The organism is Microbulbifer variabilis, from assembly GCF_052468405.1.
In genome coordinates this window covers 3596047-3618028 of the sequence record NZ_CP174343.1, presented here as the reverse complement: position 1 = coordinate 3618028, position 21982 = coordinate 3596047, and the positions used below count along the sequence as shown (strand labels likewise).

Annotated in this window: 20 protein-coding genes; 7 read left to right on the top strand and 13 right to left on the bottom strand. The window is 46.6% G+C overall.

The window, feature by feature from the left end; genetic code table 11:
• Positions 1-16 precede the first annotated feature (16 nt).
• Positions 17-1957, top strand: coding sequence for a phytase (locus ACJJJB_RS16400; RefSeq protein ID WP_445365169.1), 1941 nt, complete (start codon positions 17-19; stop codon positions 1955-1957).
• A 116-nt stretch (positions 1958-2073) separates the two neighbouring features.
• Here ACJJJB_RS16400 and ACJJJB_RS16395 read toward each other — a convergent pair whose 3' ends face one another.
• The 4 genes from ACJJJB_RS16395 to ACJJJB_RS16380 form a co-directional block, all read right to left on the bottom strand.
• Positions 2074-2460 carry a VanZ family protein gene (locus tag ACJJJB_RS16395; protein ID WP_020414455.1) on the bottom strand — a complete coding sequence of 129 codons (387 nt, stop codon included), beginning with the start codon at positions 2458-2460 and terminating at the stop codon, positions 2074-2076.
• Positions 2461-2870: 410 nt separating this feature from the next.
• Positions 2871-3740, bottom strand: coding sequence for a delta-class carbonic anhydrase (locus ACJJJB_RS16390; protein WP_282952380.1), 870 nt, complete (start codon positions 3738-3740; stop codon positions 2871-2873).
• A gap of 189 nt (positions 3741-3929) precedes the next feature.
• The gene (locus ACJJJB_RS16385) at positions 3930-4595 is read right to left on the bottom strand and encodes a replication protein P (protein WP_020414457.1); all 666 of its coding nucleotides are present in this window, start codon (positions 4593-4595) and stop codon (positions 3930-3932) included.
• Positions 4507-5829 carry a DnaT-like ssDNA-binding domain-containing protein gene (locus tag ACJJJB_RS16380; protein ID WP_020414458.1) on the bottom strand — a complete coding sequence of 441 codons (1323 nt, stop codon included), beginning with the start codon at positions 5827-5829 and terminating at the stop codon, positions 4507-4509. The genes ACJJJB_RS16385 and ACJJJB_RS16380 overlap by 89 nt, the downstream gene beginning before the upstream one ends.
• A gap of 203 nt (positions 5830-6032) precedes the next feature.
• On the opposite strand from ACJJJB_RS16380, the gene ACJJJB_RS16375 reads away from it, so the two are divergent.
• The 4 genes from ACJJJB_RS16375 (at position 6033) to ACJJJB_RS16360 (ending at position 12061) form a co-directional block, all read left to right on the top strand.
• Complete coding sequence (locus ACJJJB_RS16375) at positions 6033-8276, top strand: heavy metal translocating P-type ATPase (RefSeq protein ID WP_020414459.1); 2244 nt, start codon at positions 6033-6035, stop codon at positions 8274-8276.
• Entirely contained in the window at positions 8276-8644 is a 369-nt protein-coding gene (locus ACJJJB_RS16370; RefSeq protein WP_020414460.1) for a cupredoxin domain-containing protein, read from the top strand. Before ACJJJB_RS16375 ends, ACJJJB_RS16370 begins: the two co-directional genes overlap by 1 nt.
• Before the next feature lie 199 nt (positions 8645-8843).
• On the top strand, positions 8844-9701 hold the full coding sequence (locus tag ACJJJB_RS16365) for a DUF417 family protein (RefSeq protein WP_020414461.1): 858 nt from the start codon (positions 8844-8846) through the stop codon (positions 9699-9701).
• Between the two features lie 851 nt (positions 9702-10552).
• Entirely contained in the window at positions 10553-12061 is a 1509-nt protein-coding gene (locus ACJJJB_RS16360) for a multicopper oxidase family protein (protein ID WP_157533603.1), read from the top strand.
• 274 nt (positions 12062-12335) lie between these two features.
• Here the strand turns inward: ACJJJB_RS16360 and ACJJJB_RS16355 are convergent, their stop codons facing one another.
• The 4 genes from ACJJJB_RS16355 to ACJJJB_RS16340 all read right to left on the bottom strand — a co-directional run bounded on the left by ACJJJB_RS16355 (position 12336) and on the right by ACJJJB_RS16340 (position 14722).
• The gene (locus ACJJJB_RS16355) at positions 12336-12866 is read right to left on the bottom strand and encodes an ester cyclase (RefSeq protein ID WP_445365168.1); all 531 of its coding nucleotides are present in this window, start codon (positions 12864-12866) and stop codon (positions 12336-12338) included.
• 49 nt (positions 12867-12915) lie between these two features.
• A complete protein-coding gene (locus ACJJJB_RS16350) occupies positions 12916-13164 on the bottom strand; it encodes a DUF6868 family protein (RefSeq protein ID WP_020414464.1) in 249 nt (82 codons plus the stop codon).
• Between the two features lie 96 nt (positions 13165-13260).
• The gene (locus ACJJJB_RS16345; RefSeq protein ID WP_445365167.1) at positions 13261-13689 is read right to left on the bottom strand and encodes an N-acetyltransferase; all 429 of its coding nucleotides are present in this window, start codon (positions 13687-13689) and stop codon (positions 13261-13263) included.
• Positions 13690-14110: 421 nt separating this feature from the next.
• On the bottom strand, positions 14111-14722 hold the full coding sequence (locus ACJJJB_RS16340) for a TetR/AcrR family transcriptional regulator (RefSeq protein ID WP_020414466.1): 612 nt from the start codon (positions 14720-14722) through the stop codon (positions 14111-14113).
• A 138-nt stretch (positions 14723-14860) separates the two neighbouring features.
• On the opposite strand from ACJJJB_RS16340, the gene ACJJJB_RS16335 reads away from it, so the two are divergent.
• Both ACJJJB_RS16335 and ACJJJB_RS16330 read left to right on the top strand, forming a co-directional pair.
• Positions 14861-15937, top strand: coding sequence for an MBL fold metallo-hydrolase (locus tag ACJJJB_RS16335; RefSeq protein WP_445365166.1), 1077 nt, complete (start codon positions 14861-14863; stop codon positions 15935-15937).
• A 42-nt stretch (positions 15938-15979) separates the two neighbouring features.
• The gene (locus tag ACJJJB_RS16330) at positions 15980-16774 is read left to right on the top strand and encodes an SDR family NAD(P)-dependent oxidoreductase (RefSeq protein WP_445365165.1); all 795 of its coding nucleotides are present in this window, start codon (positions 15980-15982) and stop codon (positions 16772-16774) included.
• Between the two features lie 402 nt (positions 16775-17176).
• On the opposite strand, the gene ACJJJB_RS16325 is transcribed toward ACJJJB_RS16330, so the two are convergent.
• From ACJJJB_RS16325 to ACJJJB_RS16305, 5 genes are all read right to left on the bottom strand, one after another.
• Positions 17177-18079, bottom strand: coding sequence for a copper resistance protein B (locus ACJJJB_RS16325; protein WP_245556714.1), 903 nt, complete (start codon positions 18077-18079; stop codon positions 17177-17179).
• 298 nt (positions 18080-18377) lie between these two features.
• Positions 18378-19172: a copper resistance protein B gene (locus ACJJJB_RS16320; RefSeq protein WP_445365164.1), complete on the bottom strand. Its 795-nt coding sequence runs from the start codon at positions 19170-19172 to the stop codon at positions 18378-18380.
• Complete coding sequence (locus tag ACJJJB_RS16315) at positions 19169-20917, bottom strand: copper resistance system multicopper oxidase (RefSeq protein WP_445365163.1); 1749 nt, start codon at positions 20915-20917, stop codon at positions 19169-19171. Before ACJJJB_RS16315 ends, ACJJJB_RS16320 begins: the two co-directional genes overlap by 4 nt.
• A 9-nt stretch (positions 20918-20926) precedes the next feature.
• Complete coding sequence (locus tag ACJJJB_RS16310; RefSeq protein WP_020414472.1) at positions 20927-21415, bottom strand: DUF411 domain-containing protein; 489 nt, start codon at positions 21413-21415, stop codon at positions 20927-20929.
• Positions 21416-21557: 142 nt separating this feature from the next.
• Entirely contained in the window at positions 21558-21908 is a 351-nt protein-coding gene (locus ACJJJB_RS16305) for a hypothetical protein (protein ID WP_445365162.1), read from the bottom strand.
• Positions 21909-21982 lie beyond the last annotated feature (74 nt).

The window sequence follows — 21982 nt, the reverse complement described above, 5'->3', positions numbered from 1 at the left end:
CTGCTGGTGGATTACCATGAAAAATAAGTACTACCTCCTGATTTGCCTTTTACTGAGTAGTATTCTCGGAGGTTGTGATGCTCGTTGGGATCAGGTTTTACGTGTCAAAAAGGTGCAGCCGATAGAAAAAATCGATCTCCAGGGCATTGGAGCTGAACAGATGTTACCCGTTCAGTTTCCGGGAAAGAGTGCACTATTAATTGCCAGTAAAAATAAAGGCGTCTTATTACTAGATAGCAATGGAGATCACCTGGTATCTGCTCCTGGCCGGGTAGAAACTTTGGCTATACAAAGTTTGTCACAAGGCAGCCTCCTTGTGGCAGCCTATGATGAGCTATCTGCAGAGGTGAAACTTTACAAGTTAAAGGGAGGGATCGATCGCAAACCAGTTTTGCAGTATCTTGGCGGCCGTGATGAAATCTCTCCGCAAAGCGCCCTGTGTTTTTATCAGAATAATGATCGTACTCATCTATTTACTATTGGAGATGATGGGTTAGGGCACGAATACCTGGTAAGCCCTGGACCTTCTACATGGGAGCTTGTAGAAATTCGCCCCCTGTATTTTGGTGAGCAGGTGAATGCATGTGCAGTCGCTCCCTTTAATGAGAAGCTGCTCTTCTCCCAGCCGCCAATCGGTATTATCAGTATGAATGCTGATGCTGAAAAGGATGAGGAAAGAAAATTACTCATGCAAGCAGATCAACTCGGGGAGGATTTTGGCGGCCTTTGGATTGATCACTCTGGCAATTATTTATGGTTAACAGCGGATGCTCGCCTGCAAGGCTATGAGTTAAAAAATTTACAAGAAGGGTCTGATCAGACTATCTATATTGATAGTAATTATTATCCAGCTTCTGTTGGCGTTATAGGCAAAAATATTGTGGTTTTGGATGAGGAAGTAGATTCCCTTCTGTACTTTGAGTATGAACCTCTCAATCCTCCTGAACATCCTGACCTGCAACTGGTGGATGAATTCATACCGCGTATTCCTGCCAGTGCCCAAACACAGCCGGTTTCTTCAGCTGGAGACGCTGCAGATGATCCAGCTATTTGGGTGAATCGGCTTCACCCTGAGCAAAGCTTAATTCTGGGCACTGATAAAAAACATGGCTTAAATATCTATGGTTTATCCGGGCAACTGGTGCAGCAATTTGCCGTAGGGCGAGTGAATAATGTAGATATCAGCGAAATACAGCATCCTACTTATAGTGCAATTGCAGCAGCTTCCAACCGCTCCACGCCGGGTATTGACTTATTTGCCATAGAAAAATCAGGGAAAGTTGAATATCTGGGATTACAGAAACTGAATATGAAGGACCCCTATGGCTTGTGCCTTTATTATATGGATAGCCGGCTTAGCGTCTGGGTATCTGATAAGGAGGGAGAGCTACATCAGCTGGATATTCACTTGGGTCAAGATGCTAGAAATTGGCAACTTAAACACGTATCCCGTTTACCTGTCGAGGGTCAGGTAGAAGGGTGCGTTGTCGATGCCCAGAATGGCCGGCTTTTCTACGGTGAAGAAGACAGGGGAATATGGAAGCTGGATTTGCACAGATACAGTGCCGGGATGGGTAAGCCTAAACTTGTAGCGGAGGTTAATACTAAAAGTCTAGTGGCTGATGTAGAGGGGCTGGCCTTATATCTGCATGAAGATAGTGGATATCTGGTGGCATCTAGCCAGGGGAACAACAGCTATGCATTATTCAGTCGCTCTGGGACTGAGTTTATCGGTAATTTCCGTGTGGACATGAACAGGGAGTTAGGTATAGATGCCAGCTCAGAGACTGATGGCCTGGCCGTAACTGGTGCAAACCTTGGTACTGAATTCCCAATGGGGTTATTAGTGGTTCAGGATGGAAGAAACCGTATGCCAAGTGGTAGGCAAAACTTTAAGCTGGTTTCCTGGCAGAAAATTGAAAATATATTGAATCTATCTTCCGCTACAGCAAACTGATAGTTTTATTGTTCTGCTTGCGCTTCTATTTCCAGCGGCCATCCGAAATTGTCAGATGGCTGCTCATCAATAAATTTTTTTAAAAGGATGGAAAAAGTAAATTTTTCCATTCGTATTCAAATGTACTTTTCTCTTCTTTGTAAGAGATTAACCGTAATGTTCGCTATACCTATACCGATAAGATCAGCTGCTAAATCAATGAAGTCAAAGGTTCTGGAGGGGAGGAAAGCCTGTGTGACTTCTTCACTTAAAGCAAAAAGAAATACTGCTATCGCCCCATAGTAAATATGTATGGAGCCCAGACAGTAAAATTTTTTCCTTGAAGACAGCGTCAAGATTAATGTAAGCGTGCCAAATAATACTATGTGCCCGATTTTATCCCCGTAGGGGATAGCTCTCACCAGTTCAAAAAATATACTGCTGCTGCCTGTGTTAGCTAAGTAAATTACCCACAAAATAAAGCCAAAAAACAATATGGTCGATAAAGCTAATATTTTTTGCATATGGATGTCACATAGGGGCTCGGTATCCATAAAAATAACATACAGAAAGTTAGGTGGCTATATGGTTAACTTGTCAAGGCTTTGCATGAAATTTCTTTCGTAAAGAAAGTAAAATTACTTCAGTGTCATTTTGCTGTATATAGATACAGTGTTTGTCATATGATTTTTGATTCAGTTTGTCGGTATGCCGTGGTGAATGCTTCTCCAAATCGATATTATGGGATGATGATTTTTAAGGTGAGATTTAATAATTTATAAGTTGTATATGTTGGAAGGTGTTGGGGGCGAGCGTATTGAATTAGGGTGTGGCGTAACACATTTCCAGACTCTGGTTGCTTATTTTAGGAGTGCTTATTTAAGTAAGCACTCCCTAGGCTAGAACTATAGATATTCCGGTGCTTTGATCAAGGTTATGGATTAACCCCAGAAAGAAGGTCTGGATTTGTAATAAGATTTCTTACGCCGTGGGCATGATCTTCATTGAATACATTTTCACGGCACCAATTGTCTACTGATTTAATATTGACCTTTGCAACACGAGGCCTGACGCTCCAGGTTACTTGGAAAGGAGAACCTTGTTCATTATATCCAGGGCCAGTTGTTGAGCCTGGATATTGAATTGGCAGTCCGGTGTTAGCTGGAATATTTACTGCTTGATGAAACCCTTTATGCTCTCCGAGCTTTGTCAGTTCTCTGAAATCAAGGGCATTGTGGTCATTCACCAGTACGTAAACCTGAGCTTCAACCCGTAACTGGGGGTTCCTGACTGAGTCATTCAGGCAGGCGCCCAGGGAGGGGCCAGGTATGGTTTTGGCAGATGAATGAACATAGTGAACTTCAATGGTATCACCTGGGCGCAATCCGCCATGTTCACTGGGGCAAATATCTTGATTGATAGCTGCTAGCTCAGCCGCTGACAGGCTTCCGGAAAATTTAAAGCCAGTGTCGTATCCAAGGCCATTTCCATTCCCAGCAAAGATAGTAAATTCCCCTCCTTTATGTTCGGCATTTTTATGAAAGTGGATATTACAAAGATTCATGCTGGAGTAGGCAGGGGCCAAACTAAAAGAAATGGTATTCCTACCTTCAATGAGGTCAATATCGCGGGGAGATTGGGGTCCAAAACCTCTTCCTTGTGTGTTCTTTGCCAGGTTTGCACGTTGATGTGCAACATCTTCATCAGAAATACTGGTGAGGTTGTGAGAATGGTCCGTGACTGCAAAGGTTTGGAGTGGCAGGAAAGATGAGATAAGGATGGGTAGTAAGATTTTTAGTTTCATTAATGGGTCCTTTTTAATGATCCTTAAGTATCTTAGGAATACTTTCCTCTAATTATTATTGAGGGATTTTGGTGTATCTAAATGTTAAATTCTAAACAATTTCTTCTGTTATCTTTTTAGGAGAATGTGGAGCCAGAAGTTGCCGCCGACATGGATTTGCCGGCTTACTAAAAATATCCTGGTCTTAGGTCAGATTCCCAGTTCCGCGCGTAGCTCCGCCATTTTTTGTGCATTTTCTTCCTTGGAGAGTGGGGTGCCGGGCTTTTCCTCCAGCTTCAACTGCTCCGGGGCCGGAAGCTTTTCTCCCTCTAACACTCGAGCACAAAACTTGCGATAGTGCTCTGCAAATACGGAGTAGGCTACGGATTCGGGATTATTGGCGAGGAAGAACCAATTAGACTCGCGTCCGGCATGATAAACTGCAGGGTGGCTCCACCTGTGATTGGTTTTTGGACTGGGAGCATTGCAGGCTTCACGGTAAGCCGCGCGGGATTCCGGTAGGCCATTTTCGCCGGCGGCACAGAGCTGCAGCATTTTGTGCACTGTGGGCAAGTATTCGCTCTGGAGGATCGCACGCTTTGCGCCTTGCATAATGTCTTCGGGGGCAAATGAGAGTAAAGCTTCCAGCCATAGGCGCTTGGCATGGTGTAGAGTTTCTGTGTCCGGGAAGGCAGCACTGAACTGGTTATGATAGTTTAACTTAAACAGTGCGAATACTTCGTTGATTGCACGCTTCTTTTCGTTGACTTGTTCCTGGCTCTGTCCACTACCAGTTTGTGTCTGTGAGTATGTCGCCGATTGATCGGTCGCGGGTGCGCTGGTTTGCGCTGCTATTGGAGTCTTGTGGGTTGCCATAAGAGTTTCCTATTGCCAATTTGTTGCGCTCCGCCCACTGGTGGCGTGCGTGACGCACAAAAACGGCGTCCCAGCTTTTGCGTGCGGCGTTTTGGCCGCGCCAGTAAATAATAAATTCCGCTACTAGCGACAGGGCAAAATCTCGGTCGATCTCGCATTGATTCACCAGGTGACTCAGACAGTCGCCCCCAGGTTGCCAGTTGCGTGGAATAGGTTTGGCCACAGGGTTTTTCTCAATACCCTGGCAGTAGTAGGCCCACTCCTCTCGAGCGTATTCAATAAACAGCTCCCCCCAGCGTGCGCTGTGGCCACCTCGCTCAGTCCATTTATAGATAAATTCTGGCAGTAGCTCTGCGGCAAAGCGCGGATTAATGGCCAGGCGTTGTAACTGCTCCCAGGTATGTTCACTGGGTTGCCAGTCACGGGTCATCGCGGTGGGTTTACGCTTTTCAATAAATGGGGTTTCCTGCTTTTCCCAGTCTTCCATGATCCAGTCATTGAATTCCAGATCCCAGGATATGGATTGTTTGCCACTGGAGCGGTGGTAATCGAGGAAACGCTGCAGGCCGCGGCTGACAAATGTACTGGGCACACCCTCGTCGGCCAGTTTTCGCAAGGTGTCGTTGCTCGGTTGCCAGTTATCCGGCAGGGCTTGCTTGCGTTGAGCGGTGGCGCGAAAAGCCTCCCACTTGCCTTTAACCTGGCGTAGGAATAGTGAACCAAAGGAGTGTCGCGGCTCGGCGCGTTCACGCCAGTAGGTTACAAATTCCGGTAACTGCTCGCGCACAAAGTGTTCGGGGATGCCCAGCTGGCTGATACGCGCCATGGTCTCTGCATCGGGCTGCCAGCCTGGTGCAATAGTATTGGCACTGCGGCTCGGTGGGATTTGGACCTGGGGAGTTGGCGGTGTCGCTATAGGGTGTTTGTATTCTCCCGGCAGGGCAAATTTCAGGATTTCGCTACTGCCAAAAGGGGCAGCACCGAGTAACAGTGCACCCTGGTTACGCAGGCTGGTAGCCACACGCTGGATATCCGCTGCTTGCCAAAAGGGTAGTAGCAGGTATAGCTGTTCTCCCTGTGCTGTGTACCAATCCCGCCCCCCATAAGGCTCCAAGGGTAGGAAAGGCGTCAAGTCGCCGAGCGCTGTGAGCAATACAGCCTCCTCCAGGCCAACGGTTGCAGCCAGAGTCGGTGAGATACTCAGGGGTCTTTCAGGGAGCAGGGGGTGTTTCATGGCGCGATAATAACACCCCGGAGAAGGGCTTGCGCGGCCTTTGCACTCGCCTTGTGCGTAGCTCCAAGTCTTTGAGCAAAACACTAAGCTGAAGATTGGCGGCCGAACCCTATAAAAGAAGGGATTGCTGGCGCAAACTGTTGCCTTACCCTAGCGGGAAGGTTGTAACTTTGTCGCCAGAAACGGTTTTGAGGGAGAGCAATATGGCCAAGAAGCAGCATTCAGCACAAATGGTGTTCCGCCTCAGCGGCGTGAGTTGCGCCGGCTGTGTAAACAAGATCGAAGGTGCGGTACGGCAAGCTGGTGGTGTAGAGGATGCCAGGGTAAATCTTGCTGACAAAACCCTTATAGTTCACGGCAAAGCAGAACCTCAGACTTGTATTGAGGCGGTGCGTTCCGCGGGCTATGACGCCGAGATAGCAAAGAGCAGTGAGCGTGATCAGCGCGCCGAGCAAAGAGCCCACGAACAGCAACATTATCGCCAGCTGTTGTGGCGCTCAGCCTTCGCCTTGGGGGTGGGCGTACCGCTGATGGCCTGGGGTCTGATTACCGATAAAGTATCTGTGAACACCCTCAATGAGCAGCTCGCTTGGGGTGCAACAGGACTGATTACCCTGGCAGTGCTGGTTTTCTGCGGCGGTCATTTCTTTAGTGGGGCCTGGAAGGCGCTGCGCCACCACGGTGCCACTATGGATACCTTGGTTGCATTGGGTACTGGTACAGCCTGGCTTTTCTCGATGATGGTGGTGCTGGTTCCCCATCTGTTGCCAGAATCTGCTCGCCATGTGTACTTTGAGGCCAGTGCCATGATTATTGGCCTGATCAGCCTGGGACAGGCCCTGGAAGTGCGGGCCCGTGGGCGCACCAGTGCCGCGGTGGAAAAGTTGCTGGAACTACAAGATGTATCGGCTCGTGTGTTGCGAGATGGTAAAGAGGTAGATCTCCCGATAGAGCAGGTACAGGAAGGTGACCAGCTGCGTGTGCGTCCGGGGGAGAAAATTCCTGTGGATGGCCGGGTTCTCGAGGGCAAAAGCTTGGTGGATGAGTCTATGCTCACCGGTGAGCCGGTCCCGGTAAAAAAAGACGAAGGGGATAGCCTGACAGCAGGTACTCTCAATAAAAACGGTAGCCTGCTGTTTCTTGCGGAAAAAGTCGGAGCCGATACACGCCTTGCGCAGATTATTGAAATGGTGAAAAACGCCCAGGGGTCGCGGGTACCCATCGCACGCCTGGCCGATAGAATTTCTGCGATTTTTGTACCGGTGGTTATGATTATTGCTGTTGTTGCGGCTCTCATCTGGTTTAACTTCGGCCCAGAGCCCCAAGCTGCCCATATGCTGGTGGTGCTTACTTCGGTATTGATCATAGCCTGCCCCTGTGCCTTGGGGCTCGCTACTCCGCTATCCGTAATGGTGGGAGTGGGGAAGGGCGCTGAAAATGGAGTGCTGGTACGCAATGGTAAAGCTTTGCAACAGTCCTGTAATCTGGACGTCCTGGTTGTTGATAAAACAGGTACCCTTACGGAAGGCTCACCACGCCTTACCGATATCGAATGCAATGGTGACAGTGATGAATTACTGCAACTGCTCGCGAGTCTGGAGCAGGGCTCTGAGCACCCTCTGGCTGAAGCTATAGTCAGCGCGGCCCAAGAAAAAGAACTGCAGCTGCAGTCTCCCAGTGACTTCCACGCAATAACTGCCCACGGTGTGACAGGGATTATTTCTGGCAAGAAGGTGCTGCTCGGTAACAGCAAACTAATGCACAAAGAAAATATACCCCTGGCTTCCTGGCGGAGCCGAGCTGATACCTTGGCTGAGGCCGGGCGTACAGTAATGTACGCCGCAGTGGACGGAGAGCTGCAAGGCATAATTGCTGTAGCTGACCCTATTCGTGATGATGCTCAAGCAGCCATAGAGCGCCTGAGCAAGCTGGGACTAAGAATCGAGATGCTGACTGGTGATAACAAAGGGAGTGCAGAGGCAGTCGCCAAAAAGCTGCAGATCGATAGAGTTCATGCAGATCTTTTACCGGAGGATAAAGAGCGCATTGTCGCCGAGCTACAAGAAGGTGGTGAACGTGTGGGCATGGTAGGTGATGGAATCAATGATGCGCCGGCGCTGGCTCGTGCAGATGTGGGTTTTGCTATTGGAGCAGGTACCGATGTTGCAATTGAGAGTGCAGATGTCACTCTGATGCGCTCATCGTTACACGGCGTTGCCAACGCTGTAGAGCTATCCCGTGCGACCCTCCGCAATATCAAGCAGAACCTGTTTGGTGCCTTTATCTATAACACACTGGGCATTCCTATCGCCGCGGGGGTTTTATACCCAATAACTGGAATGCTACTAAGCCCGATTGTGGCGGGAGCTGCAATGGCATTTTCCTCGCTAACTGTTGTTAGTAATGCAAATCGCCTGCGCTTTTTCAAACCTTCGGAGGTGCGCTAATGGGAGCGATACTCGTTAATCTGGTGGGATTGCTGCTCATTGTTGGCATTGTCTGGTGGTTTTGGCTAGGACCAAAGCGCAAAGCCAACAAAGCCATGCCCACCGCAGATAAGTTGCAAATACTGGTCAAAGATGGGGTATATGAGCCAGATCATATTCGCCTTCCGGCGGGCCGAGCTGCAACCTTGCACTTTCTTCGCGAAGATCCGAGTCCCTGCTCGGAGTGGGTGTTATTTCCAGACTTGGAAGTCAGCGCTGAGCTTACTCTGCACAGGGATACTCCGGTTATATTGCCGGCAGCAAACCCTGGGGAATATCCATTTACCTGTCAGATGCAGATGTACCGAGGCACCCTGATTCTGGAGTAGGCTCAGTTGTGACTAAGCCTGGCTGCTAAGTCAAAGTGAAAGACGTTGGAGTTGTAATAATTCCCGAAGTCGTGACGACAACTGTAAGTAAGTTCCTTCAAAGCATCTGCCATCAGGCTGCTCCTGCTGGCAAGGCATAAGGAATGGGAGATTGCCGTAAGGCGGCTCCTTGAAAGTTTAATTACTTCCAGGTCATTGAATGATGAATATTTGTTTGCGGAAACTACCATTTGCCCTCCTGGCTATTTCCTTCGCATTGCTCGCAGCCGCGCTTTTCTCCGGTCAGCAGGGGGGGCTGGGATCCATCATGGCATTTTATGGTTTCGAAGGAGGCGCGGGACTTTCACGAATTGCCACCGCTGTTGCGATAATCTTCACCATAGCTGCCCTACTCTCTGTGCTATCTATCTTTATAGAAAAATTTATCCTGCCTTTGGCGCTCTTGATCATCGCACTATCCATAGTGCCCCTGCTGAGCCTTTTTGGCAGCACACACTGGATTGACGCACTTGGCGGTTTTCCAGCTATAGGTTCTGGGCAGGGAGTCATAAAATATTTTTCCCTGATCGTAATAGGACTGACCTGGCTCGGCTATAAATCTGCACCTTCAAGGAAATATATATGGCTGAATTTTCTACCAGTTGGCTTGGTTCTATTGTGGATTGGAGGAATGAAATTCACCGCTATAGAGGCCCAAGGTATCGAAGGGCTGGTGAATAGTTCCCCATTGATGTCCTGGTTGTATAACTTTTTCAGTGTCCAGCAAGCATCCAATATTATTGGCGTTTATGATCTGCTTGCCTTGGTTATATTGGCTATAGGTATTCATGTTAGGGCACTCTTCTGGCCTGGAGTATTACTTTGTGGGGCTGTTTTTGTTACTACCCAAACGTTCCTGCTTAGTTATCCCGGGAGCTGGGAAAAACCGTGGGTTCTAGCATCCAGTGGAATTTTTATCATTAAAGACCTTTGGTTTATTGCGAATTTGATCATTATGATCAGTTTCAGGCACCAGATATGTCAAAATAATCAAGCTGTAGAAACATCAAAGGAATAGTAATTTGATGAAATTAATGTTTACTTTTACAGCGCCGTAAAATTCAAAGATGGAACCTGGTCGCAAGGATGCAGAGCCAATAATGTAGTAAGCAGATATTCTCAAATTAAGTAGCCAGGGGAAATTTTTCTAGGTTTCTTAGCCGAATAAAATCTCAACAATTCATTTATGCATATCTTTTAACTGAAATAATCAGCCTTGGAGTTTGATTCTGAAAGTAAAATTTATAAGTATTGTGAATAGATTCTGTTGTTTTGTTCGCAAAGGTAATCAAGACTTCGGTATGCTTGGTCTTTCTCTATTCAGATTAAAAGATTTTTTGTTCAAGGCTATTTTTCTTTAGATGACCACCTATTGGTTACTTAAATCTCAGTTGTTGTTGCTGATGACTGAGGATCGAATGAAGCTAATCCCTAACTCTGGATACTGTTCTCACTGGAGCCGTGTGGCGCGCCGGTATGAACCGAATAGAGGTCGTAATTGGCATATGCCTAAGATAAATTGTAAGTTTTGGAGAAAGGCTCCTTGATGGGGATTTTTTACACTCGTAATTAGATCGGCTAAAGCGTAGATTACTTCTCTTACCTGTTTCATTCCAGGCTTATATAGATGTCATTCTTTGACAGACACTCAGTGGCCTACACTGAACTCTATACTTGGATAAGTTGATCCCAGGTTGGGATACTATATAGAGAACTTTTTTCCAGAAGTTATAACCAAGAGAGCGGTTATATCGATGATGCTAGTGTATTAATATTTTCTATGCCTTTAAAAGGATTTGAGGCGATACCGTGAATAATCGAAAGAATATCTCTTTCTTAGAGCCGCTGGTAAACCCACCGGTATATTCGATGAGTAAGGCAGATAGGAATCTACGTGTTGAATTGGATGTTCAGTACGAAGAGAACAATGTCTTCAGTTTTTACAAAAAAAATGAAACTCCTGTCTGGACACGTGTATTTTCATCTTCAATCACCCGGGAAGCTGGGTTTACCCTTACCGGGCCGACCATTGAAATACGCCCCGGTAGCCATCTGACAATTCAAACCAATAACAAGCTGCCACCTGAAGAGGAAGAGGGTGATTCCGGAATGATCAATTTTCCTCATGAATTCAATACTTATAACCTGCATACACACGGACTTCACGTTTCCCCAGAGTCTCCAGGTGATAATGTTTGTATGAAAATCCCGCCGGGTGAAAATTTCACCTATGAATATGATATTCCAAAAAATCACCCGCCCGGCCTCTACTGGTATCACCCTCATAAACACGGCTCTGTCGCGATACAAGTCGGAAGTGGTATGGCTGGTGCCTTAATTGTACGTGACGATTTTGATGATGAACTGGAGGCGATGGGTGTTAAGGAATATGTATTGGTATTTCAAAATATTGCGGTAGATGAAAAAGGAAGAGTGGAGGACCAACATCAGGTTGCCAAGTTCCCCGACAGTGAATACTGCATTACTGTGAATGGTCAATATTGCCCAGTGATACATGCGACGGTGGGAGAGTTACTGAACTTGCGTCTCCTCAATGCAACCACTCGCACGTCAATAGACATAGACTGCCCTTGGTTCGCGCAGATGTACATTTACGGCTTTGATGGGAATCCCACAGAAGACTACCGCCTGCAGGATGGCGTAAGTTTGGGTCCCGCGAATCGCGCTTCCTTGTTTCTCAAAATTAGTGAGGCTGCAACGCCCGGTGCGCATTTCTATGTATATAATAACGCCATTGAATTTCAGCAGATGCCGCACTACAAGTACCACAATAATAGCCCGTTGTTTGTTATCGCGATTGAGCAGGGTGAGGAGATTGGTACTGCTATTTACGCTCCCAGCAAGCCTCCGTCAAGGTGTGCTCCACCTCCATTTCCTGAGAGTTTTAAGGTTGATCTTTTAAAGCCTATTACAGATGATGAGATCACTAATACACGGCGATTGACCTTGCAGGCCAATACGCTGGATGATCCGGATAAATATTTCCGTGGTCTAAATGTAAGTATTGATCATGCGCCATTTGGTGGTTGTGATGTGGTAAACCACTATGTTGAGTTAGATGCGATAGAGGAGTGGACTCTGGTCAATGAGAGTGAGTTTCCTCACCCGATACATATTCATGTCAATCCTTACTATGTTATTGAAGTGGTAGGTGAAGACCCGATGCACCATACACTGAAGCTGCCATTCTGGTGCGATACTTTCCAGGTGCCTCCACATGGATATGTAAAATTTCGAACCCGTTTTAAAGACTTTACGGGTAAATACCCTTTACACTGCCACCTGCTATATCATGAAGATGGCGGTATGATGCAGCATGTGAGAGTTGTAAAGGACCTCTCAGAAGTAAAGAAATAAAATTTTCTAAGCCAGAGGGTGCGAGATTCTTAGCCTTAGGTAGTGTTATTTATGGCTCTATTTCATTAATGAATAAAATCTACCGCAGAATTTACCAGTAAATTGGGGGGTACATTTTATGATTTGAAAATAGCTCTCTATATAAAATAAATAATATCTAAAAGAATATTAAGATAAAAATATAGGCTAGGCTCAATGCTCAACTAATACACCTGGAAAATTTAGATAAGCAACATCTATAACATGAAATGAATGGGTCGCAAATACTGATTTTTTAGGAGCCATTAAAAAAAGGATCCGGCAAGGCTGGATTTCTGATTTTTGCTACGGCATCTGCGCCAACAACCGGAAGACCTTCTGGGTTTAATAGGCCAAGCTGGACCAGAACACTTGCCTGGTCCCACAGAATATGCTCGTAAGCTACCTTGTCATTTTCAACGCCCACAATAACAATAAATATTACTTCAACTCGCCTTCCGGTTGGTTCAATTCCCGGTAGCATGTGGTCCATCTTTACAGTATGAGTGAATGATATGATCAACTCATCGACGAGTCGCTCTTCGCTGTATGTTCTAGAAATAGTTTCGAAAGTAACATCGGGTGGAAAAAACTGCCCTATAAGATGTTTGGAGTAAAATGTACGGATGCTCTGAGGGCCTTGACCACCTAGCATGGTTGGTATATTTACGATATGAGGATTGGGCGCCATAGTGGACAGGGTTCCATCGAGATCGCCGGCAAGTTCAGCCTGTACATGCTTGTCGAATATCGCGTCAAGTTTTGACTTTAGATCTGTGGTAGGCATTTTATTGGTTCTTTAGGTTTAAATGAAATTTGGCAGTTTGTTTGGATAATTACTGACCCATAATTTTCAGAGCGATATATGGCGCCACGATAAATACCAGTGTCACGATTTTGTAAATACTTAGGAAGTCAAAGTACTTGGAGTTCAACTCCCCAGCCTTTAATCTAAATAGCTTACTATGAATAGAAGATAACCACTTATTCATAAAAGAAATAACTATTGTTGCCAGGAGAAGGTAGGCAATATTGATTATTGATGCCCAGCCAAGTAATTCTGTTAACTGTGGAAGTGTAATCATAGCATCGTCCTTGTCATTGCTTCATTTTTTTCGTATTGGTGCAATAAATAGAAGCTATCCGAAGTGAGGCTCAAAAAAGGTAGACAGTAGGGTGGCTTATTGTGCTTTATTACTCATTAGATATTCAATATGTCCCGTATGTTTATCTAGTTGTTCCTTTATTGGTAGGAAACCTTGAGAGAGATAAAAATGATAACTGGGTGTATTTTCTTTATAGACGGAGAGTGTCAGATGAGACCGTTGAGACTTTGCATGAGACAGAAGTTGCTTTCCTATACCTTGACCCTGGACGTGTGGATAAACAAAGATTGCAGCCAATGAACTACCATTGAGGGAATAAAACCCAGCTACTTTTCTGTCTCTCTCAAAGACATAGGTTTCTGAGTTTGGGATATAGATATCGCGCATATCTTCCAGCTGTGATTCCCAGAACTCAGAAGAGATAAATCTGTGTGAATTGATCGAGGCTGTTAACCAAATATCTAAAATGATGTCCAAGTCACTCAATTTGTACTCTCTGATCATATATGTCTATTCCCTTTGTTCGTAGAAACTTTATATCGAATACATAGGCCGTATCTAAGTTTATTAATCTAGTAGTGGGTGGATTAGGTGGCCTTATCTAGGTGAAATGTTAATACATTTTTCCCACTATGAATTTTAGGGGCTTCTAGATTTATTTCATGAAAAGGCTGATTTTAATTATTGATATCAATATCTTATCTTCCCGTTGTTCATAATGAAACAATTCTCATAATCAATTTAGATCTCGGGAAACTTCCAGTGCCACATTTATTTTGAAGCGGGTTTCTGCCATAGCGCCTGCTCTTGCTTCAATAGCGAGAAACTAAGCCACTAAAATTTTTACGATTAGTGGGTTAGATAATTTCTATAGGCGGACCCAGGAGGAACTAAGTGCTTTCATTGATATTTAACACTATACCTTTTAAGCTCGATAATGACTCAAAAACATAGCTGTAGTGCGCTCGGCCAGAGCTTCTTGCTCAGTAGGGGTCGGTTGGCCAGAAAGCTGGAGCAGCTGTGGCCAAAAGCAACTTCCCTTTATCAAATTGTGTATCTGGCCGCTGGCGATCTCTAGATCCAGCTGCCTCAAACGGCCATCGGCTAAAGCAGATTTTATCCAGCGCTGTACGCCGGTTTCATTAGCTTTGAACTTTTCCATCTCTTTGCGCAGGGCTTCCGGTTGGTGGAAAAAGTAGTCGAAAGCCATTCGGTTCAATTCAATATACTGGGGGTTGCAGATGGTTTTAATCTCCAACTCGAGCAGGGCGCGCAACTGTGTATGGAGGTCGCTGTTCGGATTGTATTCGCAGCCAGGGGGTTGGGTTGCCTGCTGCCAGAGTTCGCCAATCAAAAACATAACCAGCGCTTCCTTGCTGGCAAAGTGATTGTATACAGTGCGCTTGGATACTTGAGCACGGGCTGCCAATTCATCCATGCTGGTACCCTGAACACCGAGTTCCTGAAAAGCTTGTTTAGCGGCATCAATAATGGCCTGGCGCTTCAGCTCACTTCTGGTTGGCTTCTTTTCGTTCATATGACTCTCGGTACTTCTGATTGCACTAGGAAATCCGCCTGGCGGTGAATCTTACTTCACAATTAATTTTACACTAATTAGTTTACTTTTGTATCTGTCGGCAATAAACTGCACTGTATAGTTTACTTGGTGGTATCTATGAAAAAACACTGGTGGTTATTATTAGGAGTGGTAGGTATGTCCGTTGGTCTGTTTAACAGCTGTGCTACTCAGCCGAATAAGTTTCAAAACTCAGAAGTCGACTATAAAGCCGGGATGGGTAAGGTTGTTGAGATTATCGGTGCCTACATTCGCGCAGAGAGGGCTGCGCCGTTACCGAAAGCGCCCCTTCCTCTGCAGCCGATTACAAAGGAAGTACTTACCAGTAACGAGAATCAGCCTACAGTCTATCGTTTGGGACACTCATCAGTACTGATCCGTCTCGATGGAGAATACGTGCTTACTGACCCGGTATTCAGTGAGCGAGCCTCACCAGTGCAGTGGATGGGACCGAAGCGTTTTCACCCGCTACCTCTGTCTCTGCAGGACTTACCAGCACTAAAAGCCGTAATAATAAGCCACGATCACTACGATCATCTGGATAAAGCCAGCGTGCGTATCCTGGATGAGAGAGTAGAACGATTTCTTGTTCCCACGGGGGTTGGCAATTATTTGCGGGACTGGGGGGTTGCATCAGACAAGATTACCGAGCTTGACTGGTGGCAGTCATATGCTGTTGGCAGCTTGCAATTTACTGCAACTCCGGCTCAACATTTTTCCGGACGCGGCCTTACTGACCGTGATAAGACTCTGTGGGCCAGCTGGGTGATTGCCGGGCGCGATGCCCGAATTTTCTTTAGCGGTGATAGCGGCTATTTCAGTGGTTTTCGGGAGATAGGTGAACGCTTGGGCCCGTTTGATCTGACCTTGATTGAAACTGGTGCCTACAACGATCTGTGGAGTGAAATTCACATGATGCCGGAAGAGAGTGTGCAGGCTCACCTGGATCTGCGTGGTCGCGCTATGGTGCCCATCCATAACAGTACTTTTGATCTTGCCCTGCATGATTGGTTTGAACCTCTAGAGCGAGCGCTAGCTGCTGCAGAACCCCATGGGGCGGCGATCCTGACCCCCATTATTGGTGCCCCGGTTGATGTGCGTATGCCGGCTCCGACTCTTCCCTGGTGGAGGAAGTTTATTGCAGAAGGACAGGTTGAATTGGTTGTGCAACCGTGATTATGGCAATTCAGTTGAATTTCTTACAAGGGGAACATACAGATGGATAAAAAAGTTGTATTGATAACCGGCGCCTCCTCTGGTATCGGCGAAGCCTTTGCTTATGAATGTGCAAAGAAAGGCGCGAACCTCATTTTAGTTTCCCGTAACTATAGGGCTTTATCGGAGATAGCCAGGAAGATTGAAGGGAGATATTCAGTTAAAGTGGATATTATTGAAATTGATTTAAGCGTTGAAGGTGCCGCACAGAAACTATATATCGAAACCCAATCGCGGAGATTGGCAATAGATATCTTAGTCAACAATGCAGGATTCGGTAAATGGGGGAATTTCCAAGACTTTGACTTGAAGACATACAGAAGTTTACTTCAGCTTAATATTAATACCTTAACTGAGTTATGCTATTTATACCTTCCTGAAATGAAGTCAAGAAATACAGGGGGGATTATCAATGTGGCTTCCAGTGCAGCTTTAATGCCAGTACCCTATGCAGGGGTTTATTCTGCATCTAAAAGTTATGTGTTAAATTTCTCAGAAGCTCTACATAATGAACTGCTTGGAACGGGAGTCACTGTTACCTGCCTCTGCCCCAGTGGAACCAAGACAAATTTTGCTGAGGTGGCAAATAATAAGGTAAGCGTTGATGAAAATTTATATGAAACCGCTGAGCACGTTGCTCTGGTTGGAATCAATGGATTCTTGGCAAAGAAAAGTTATGTGCTTTCGGGTAAGCAAAAGTGGACGCTTGTTTTACTTCCTAGACTATTGAGCCGAGCGATGTTGTTGAAGCTATCGGGCAGAGTGTTTAAAGGTATTGTAAATAACAAAAAGGCTTAGCTTTTAAGGGTTATTTTGATAGTGGTATTATAGGTTTTTTTGGGTTTCCAGCAATTGATGACTTTCGTTGCTTGGAAGCAAATCGCGCGCAGGTAAGAGACGCGTAATTTCCCTTGCCTTAAACTGTCAAAGAAAAAATACAATGACGAAAATCACTGAAGAGTTCCCGCGGTAGGATACAGCATCGGAGTTAGAGAAATATTTAAGGTAGATTAGAGCGTCAATTGGCTGTCTGTATTCTGGTCTATTGATTTCCTTTGGGTACCCTTAAAAGTTCTTCTTACTAGCAACTTAGTGTGGGGCGGTTTGAGTTGATGCTGGGATATTCGTGAGGATGAGATTTTAGAGGGCTTATTGGTTTAGTGTAGATACTAGGCATTCGGAGAATAGTACTCTTCGGCCTTATAGCCAAGCCCTAAATCCAAGAACCCATACAGTATCGTATACCATTTCTCCTTCTTCGCGTTCAAAGTCAGCCGTATTACCGGTATTTCGATATTGATGAATGCCAATATAGGGGGAAAACTTGGGGTGAATTTCATAACGTAAGCGCACGCCGATTTCTATTTCGGATAGACCAGAACCACCGTCCACACTCGCATCATTTTGCCCAAAGAAATCTAGCTCAGCACGTGGTACTAAGCTCACTTTTTCTGAAATTTTGAACGTATACTCCCCTTCTATACGAAGGGCTGTGCTACCACTTCTACCAAAGAAAAGTACAGCATCCATTTCGAAAGAGTAGGGCGTTTCGCCAATAACTCCAATGGCAAACCAGTTACGGCTGGTGTTCTCTAACTGAAAATCATGGCGTATTCCGGTAAGAACATTCCAGTTGGCAGAAACTGAGCGGCTATAAACTCCCCATAATTCATTTTCATCAGTTTCTCCATTGGTGCGTTCATAATCAACCTCTATTGATATCTTACTTTCATCTGTGCCATAGCTGAAGTCACCTTCGATGGTGGCTCCGTTATTGCCTTGTAATTCGAATTGGTCAAGACTGAGCTTGGCTATCGGCTTGTCTTCTCTTATGTTCGTATCATTCAGTGTGGAGCGGTACTGGATAGAGTGATGTAAATCTCCTTGAGACTGTCCTTTGGCAGGCTGCATTCCTATTAGTAATAAAAAAATAATTACTGGTGTTATTGGTGCTTTATGTGAAAGAGGTTGTCTTATATCTTGGCAGGACTTCCATATGAGGGTCAGATATCTAGTTAAATCTACGGTGGTGAGTGCAAAAAAATCTTTGCAAAGGTGTGATGAAGGAATATGGCACTGAGCTGTAGGATTGAAGTGCGACACCTTTAGCCCTTTTTAACCTCATTTTGTCTGATATGGAATTTTCGTTCATCCACCGCAAAAGATATTTATGACGCTGATAATTTACAGATTTTAGGTTTGTAAATTGTAGGGAATTAATAATGATTATAAGTATATCGCCTGTCTAAACTCTCGATTTTACTGAGGTCTGTCTGTTAATCCACTATGAGTAAGAAAATGTCGTGTATTTAAACTACCATGATGAATTATTTAGAATGTCTATTGAATTTTCTCGACGAACAGTAGTTTGTTGTGAAAGAAATTATTGGTAGGGTGGGGATTAAAACCAAGCACGAATACCGATAGCCCACACGGTAGTATATACTTTTTCTCCTTCTTCACGGGCAAAGTCCGCTGCATTGCCCACTTCTCGCTCATGATGAACCCCAACATAAGGGGAAAACTTGGGATGAATCTCATAGAGAAGGCGCAAACCTAATTCTGCTTGAGATAATCCCGTACCACTACCGGCGATTTCGTCATTTTGACCGAAAAAATTCAGTTCTAGGCGCGGAATCAGAGTGACTTTCTCTGCGAGTTTGGCCTCATATTCCGCTTCCAGACGGAAAGCTGTGCTGCCACTTTTCCCAAGAAATAACACCGCATCCATTTCTAATGAGTAAGGTGTTTCTCCGATTAAACCAACCGCCAGCCAGTTACGGCTGGTACTCTCTCTCTGGAGGTCGTGACGTATGCCGGAGAGGAAATTCCAGTTTTTGGAAATAGCGCGGCTGTAGACCAGCCATCGCTCATTTTTTTCTGTTTCACCTCCTCCCCGCTCGAAATCGATTTCCAGCACCAGCTTATTAATGTCGCCTCCATAACTGAAATCCCCTTCAATTGCTGCGCCATTTTGGCCGCGCCGCTCGAACTGGTCGAAACTGAACTTGGCTGTAGGTTTATCTTCTTCCCCAGCGATGCCATTACCTTCTCCAACGGTAGTTTCGTTGGAGCGAGACTGGATGCTGTGGTGCAGATCTTCCTGATTTTGGGCTAAAGCTGCTTGAAAACTCGGCTCGGAGCATAGGGCAATGAGGGCTGTTGTTGTGGCTTTTATTATTGTGTGGTGGTTCATACCACACGGACCTCACGGAAAATGCCGTGTGCGCGATAGAGCATTTGGCAGTGTAATGCCCAGCGCCCTCGGGTATCGGCATTTACCAGAAAACTGATTTTGGCGCCGGGCTGCACTATCACCGTGTGCTTGCGTGGCAGGTACTCTCCATCGCCGGTTTCCAGCTCACTCCATAAACCATGCAGGTGCATGGGCTGGGTGAGCAGAGTGTCGTTTACCAGAGTGATACGAATGCGCTCGCCATAGGTTAATAGTATCGGTGTGGCATTCCTATATTTAACGCCATCAACTGACCATAGATAACGTGCTGGATTACCGGTGAGGTGTAACTGCAGTTCCCGCTGCGGTTCGCGTTGGCCTAACGATGGAGTAAGGCTGCGAAGATCCGCGTAACAAAGTACGCGGCGGTTGTAGCGCTGCTGATGTTTACGCAGTCCCACGCCGGGATCATACACTCCATTTTTTGGAGTGAGCGCGCGCAGGGCTACGCCATGACCTTTTTCTGTTGGTTGGTGGATGATAGAGCTATTGCTTCCCTGGCCGGCGGGGGCCAGTTTGCCACTGCGTTCTTCAGCGGAAGGCTGTCTGCCGGCGGCTTTAGCGCCACTGGCAGGAATGAATCCCAGATCGCGCTCATCAAGTATTGGGATTGGGTCCATGGAGGGAACTTCGGCAGTGAATTTCTGATTTGGCGTTAAAGTGCCGCGAGCGAAACCACCGCGGTCTATCGCTTGGGCAAACAGAGTGTAGGCTCTGTCCTCTTTAGGCCTAACGACCACATCGTAGGTTTCCCCGGTGCCTAGGCGGAACTCATCTACCCGCAGAGGCTGAATATTCTGGCCATCGGCACTGACCACTGTCATATCCAAGCCAGGAATGCGCAGGTCGAAGATTGTCATGGCTGAGGCGTTGATAAAACGTAGCCGTACTTTTTCTCCGGGGGCAAATAGGGCAGTCCAATTGTCCTCCGGGGTTTGTCCATTGATCAGGTAGCTGTAGGTATCGCTGGTGATATCAGATACGTCCCGATCAGATATGCCAGCGAAGTTCCATGGATGACGTTCGCGCCAGGTTTGCTCTATACCTTTTGCGCGTACATCTCGCCAAAGATCTGTGGTGGTGCGGCGGCGGTGGCGGTTGTAATAGTGGCCATCTTTCTTCAGGTTAGAGTAAATCCGCTGGGGGGAATCGTCGCTCCAATCGGAAAGCAACACCACATAGTCCCGGTCATAGGCCACCGGGTCTTCGTCAATTGGATCAATGACGATGGCTCCATAGAGTCCTTGTTGCCTCTGGAAGCTGGAGTGGCTGTGGTACCAGTAAGTGCCGCTTTGTTTTACCTTGAAACGATAGCGAAAGTTTTCCCCAGGCCTAACTCCAGAAAAATTGAGCCCCGGCACTCCATTCATATTGCTCGGTACTCTGATACCGTGCCAGTGAATCGAAGTATCCTTGGGTAACTGATTGAACACATTCAGGGTGACAGTTTGCCCTTCACGCCAGTGCAGAACTGGGCCGGGAACTGAACCATTAACTGAAATAGCGCTGCGTCGTTGGCCGGTGAAGTTGACCGGTCTTTGGCCCACTTTCAGGGAGAAATGCTCGCCACTTAGTATCGTGGGTGGAGGCACCCTCGTTCTGGCGGAGAGGGGAAGACTAGATAAGCCTAATAGAGCTGCGCCGGCGGTAAGGCCGGTCACAAAGGTGCGGCGCGAGATCGCACCACACCATGGGGGGTTTGTCATCGACAGCCCTCAGAACTGTTCTCCGGCAGAGTTAATCGCGGCATAAACCACGCTGCTGCCATCTTTGTTTATTTGCATTACCTGGTAGGGGGTAAAGCGATCGCCTACCTCCATGCCAGGACTTCCCAGGGGCATACCGGGAACTGCCAGCCCCAGGGCATTTTTCGGTGGATTCTCCAAAAATTGGTGAATCATTTTGGCTGGCACATGCCCTTCGAAAACATAGCCTTCCTTGGACACACTGGTGTGGCAAGACTGGTAGCGGGGTTCAATTCCATGCTGCTTTTTGACGCTGTTAAGGTCATCGACATCTTTCGCTACCACATCGAAGCCAGTTTCCCGAGCGTGATCAACCCAGACTTTGCAGCAACCGCAAGTGGCTGACTTGTAGGTGGTCAGGCTGGGGCTTTGTGCCGGTGATTCAATAGACTCGGCACAGGCGCTCAATGCCATGGGGATAAAGATAGAGGCTATAGCAGCCAGGAAAGTTCGGTACATGGAGAGTCTCCTTGTTTTCAAAATTGATTACGCGTCATGTGAAAAATGCACGGGGCTCTGGGCACGCGGAGATCTGTTCGCGCGTGAAAAATTTCCTGGTGGATTGTCTGGGTCAGGAGAGCCCTGTGGTGCCTGTTGCAATTCAGGAGTGAATAGGAGGTCGCAACTCAGTATCTGGCTCTGGAGGGACGTTGAAACGGAAATAGGCTGTATTACACGAGCTCTGCGTAATAAAAATGGGCTTGCTATCAGAAGGGGCAGCGAGGTTATTGCCAAGCCCAGGACAGCAGCCGCACTCAATACTGCAATTGCCGGCGTGCTCATTGCTACAGTCGTCAGGCTTCTCTGAGGAACAGTGACTCTGTTCGTTGGAATCAGCGCTCATTAAGGCCGGTGCTACCTCACCACGCTCAATACAAGGTACCGCCGAAGCCAAGCCGGCAAAGGCAAGGAGCAGTATCAGTAGCAGTGAGCGTAAAAATCCGGGGTTCATGGCTTCGGCCTGAATAAGTACAGGGACGCAGTGTATGAGCTGACACTTAGGGGCGCAACAGTGACCGGGGTGTT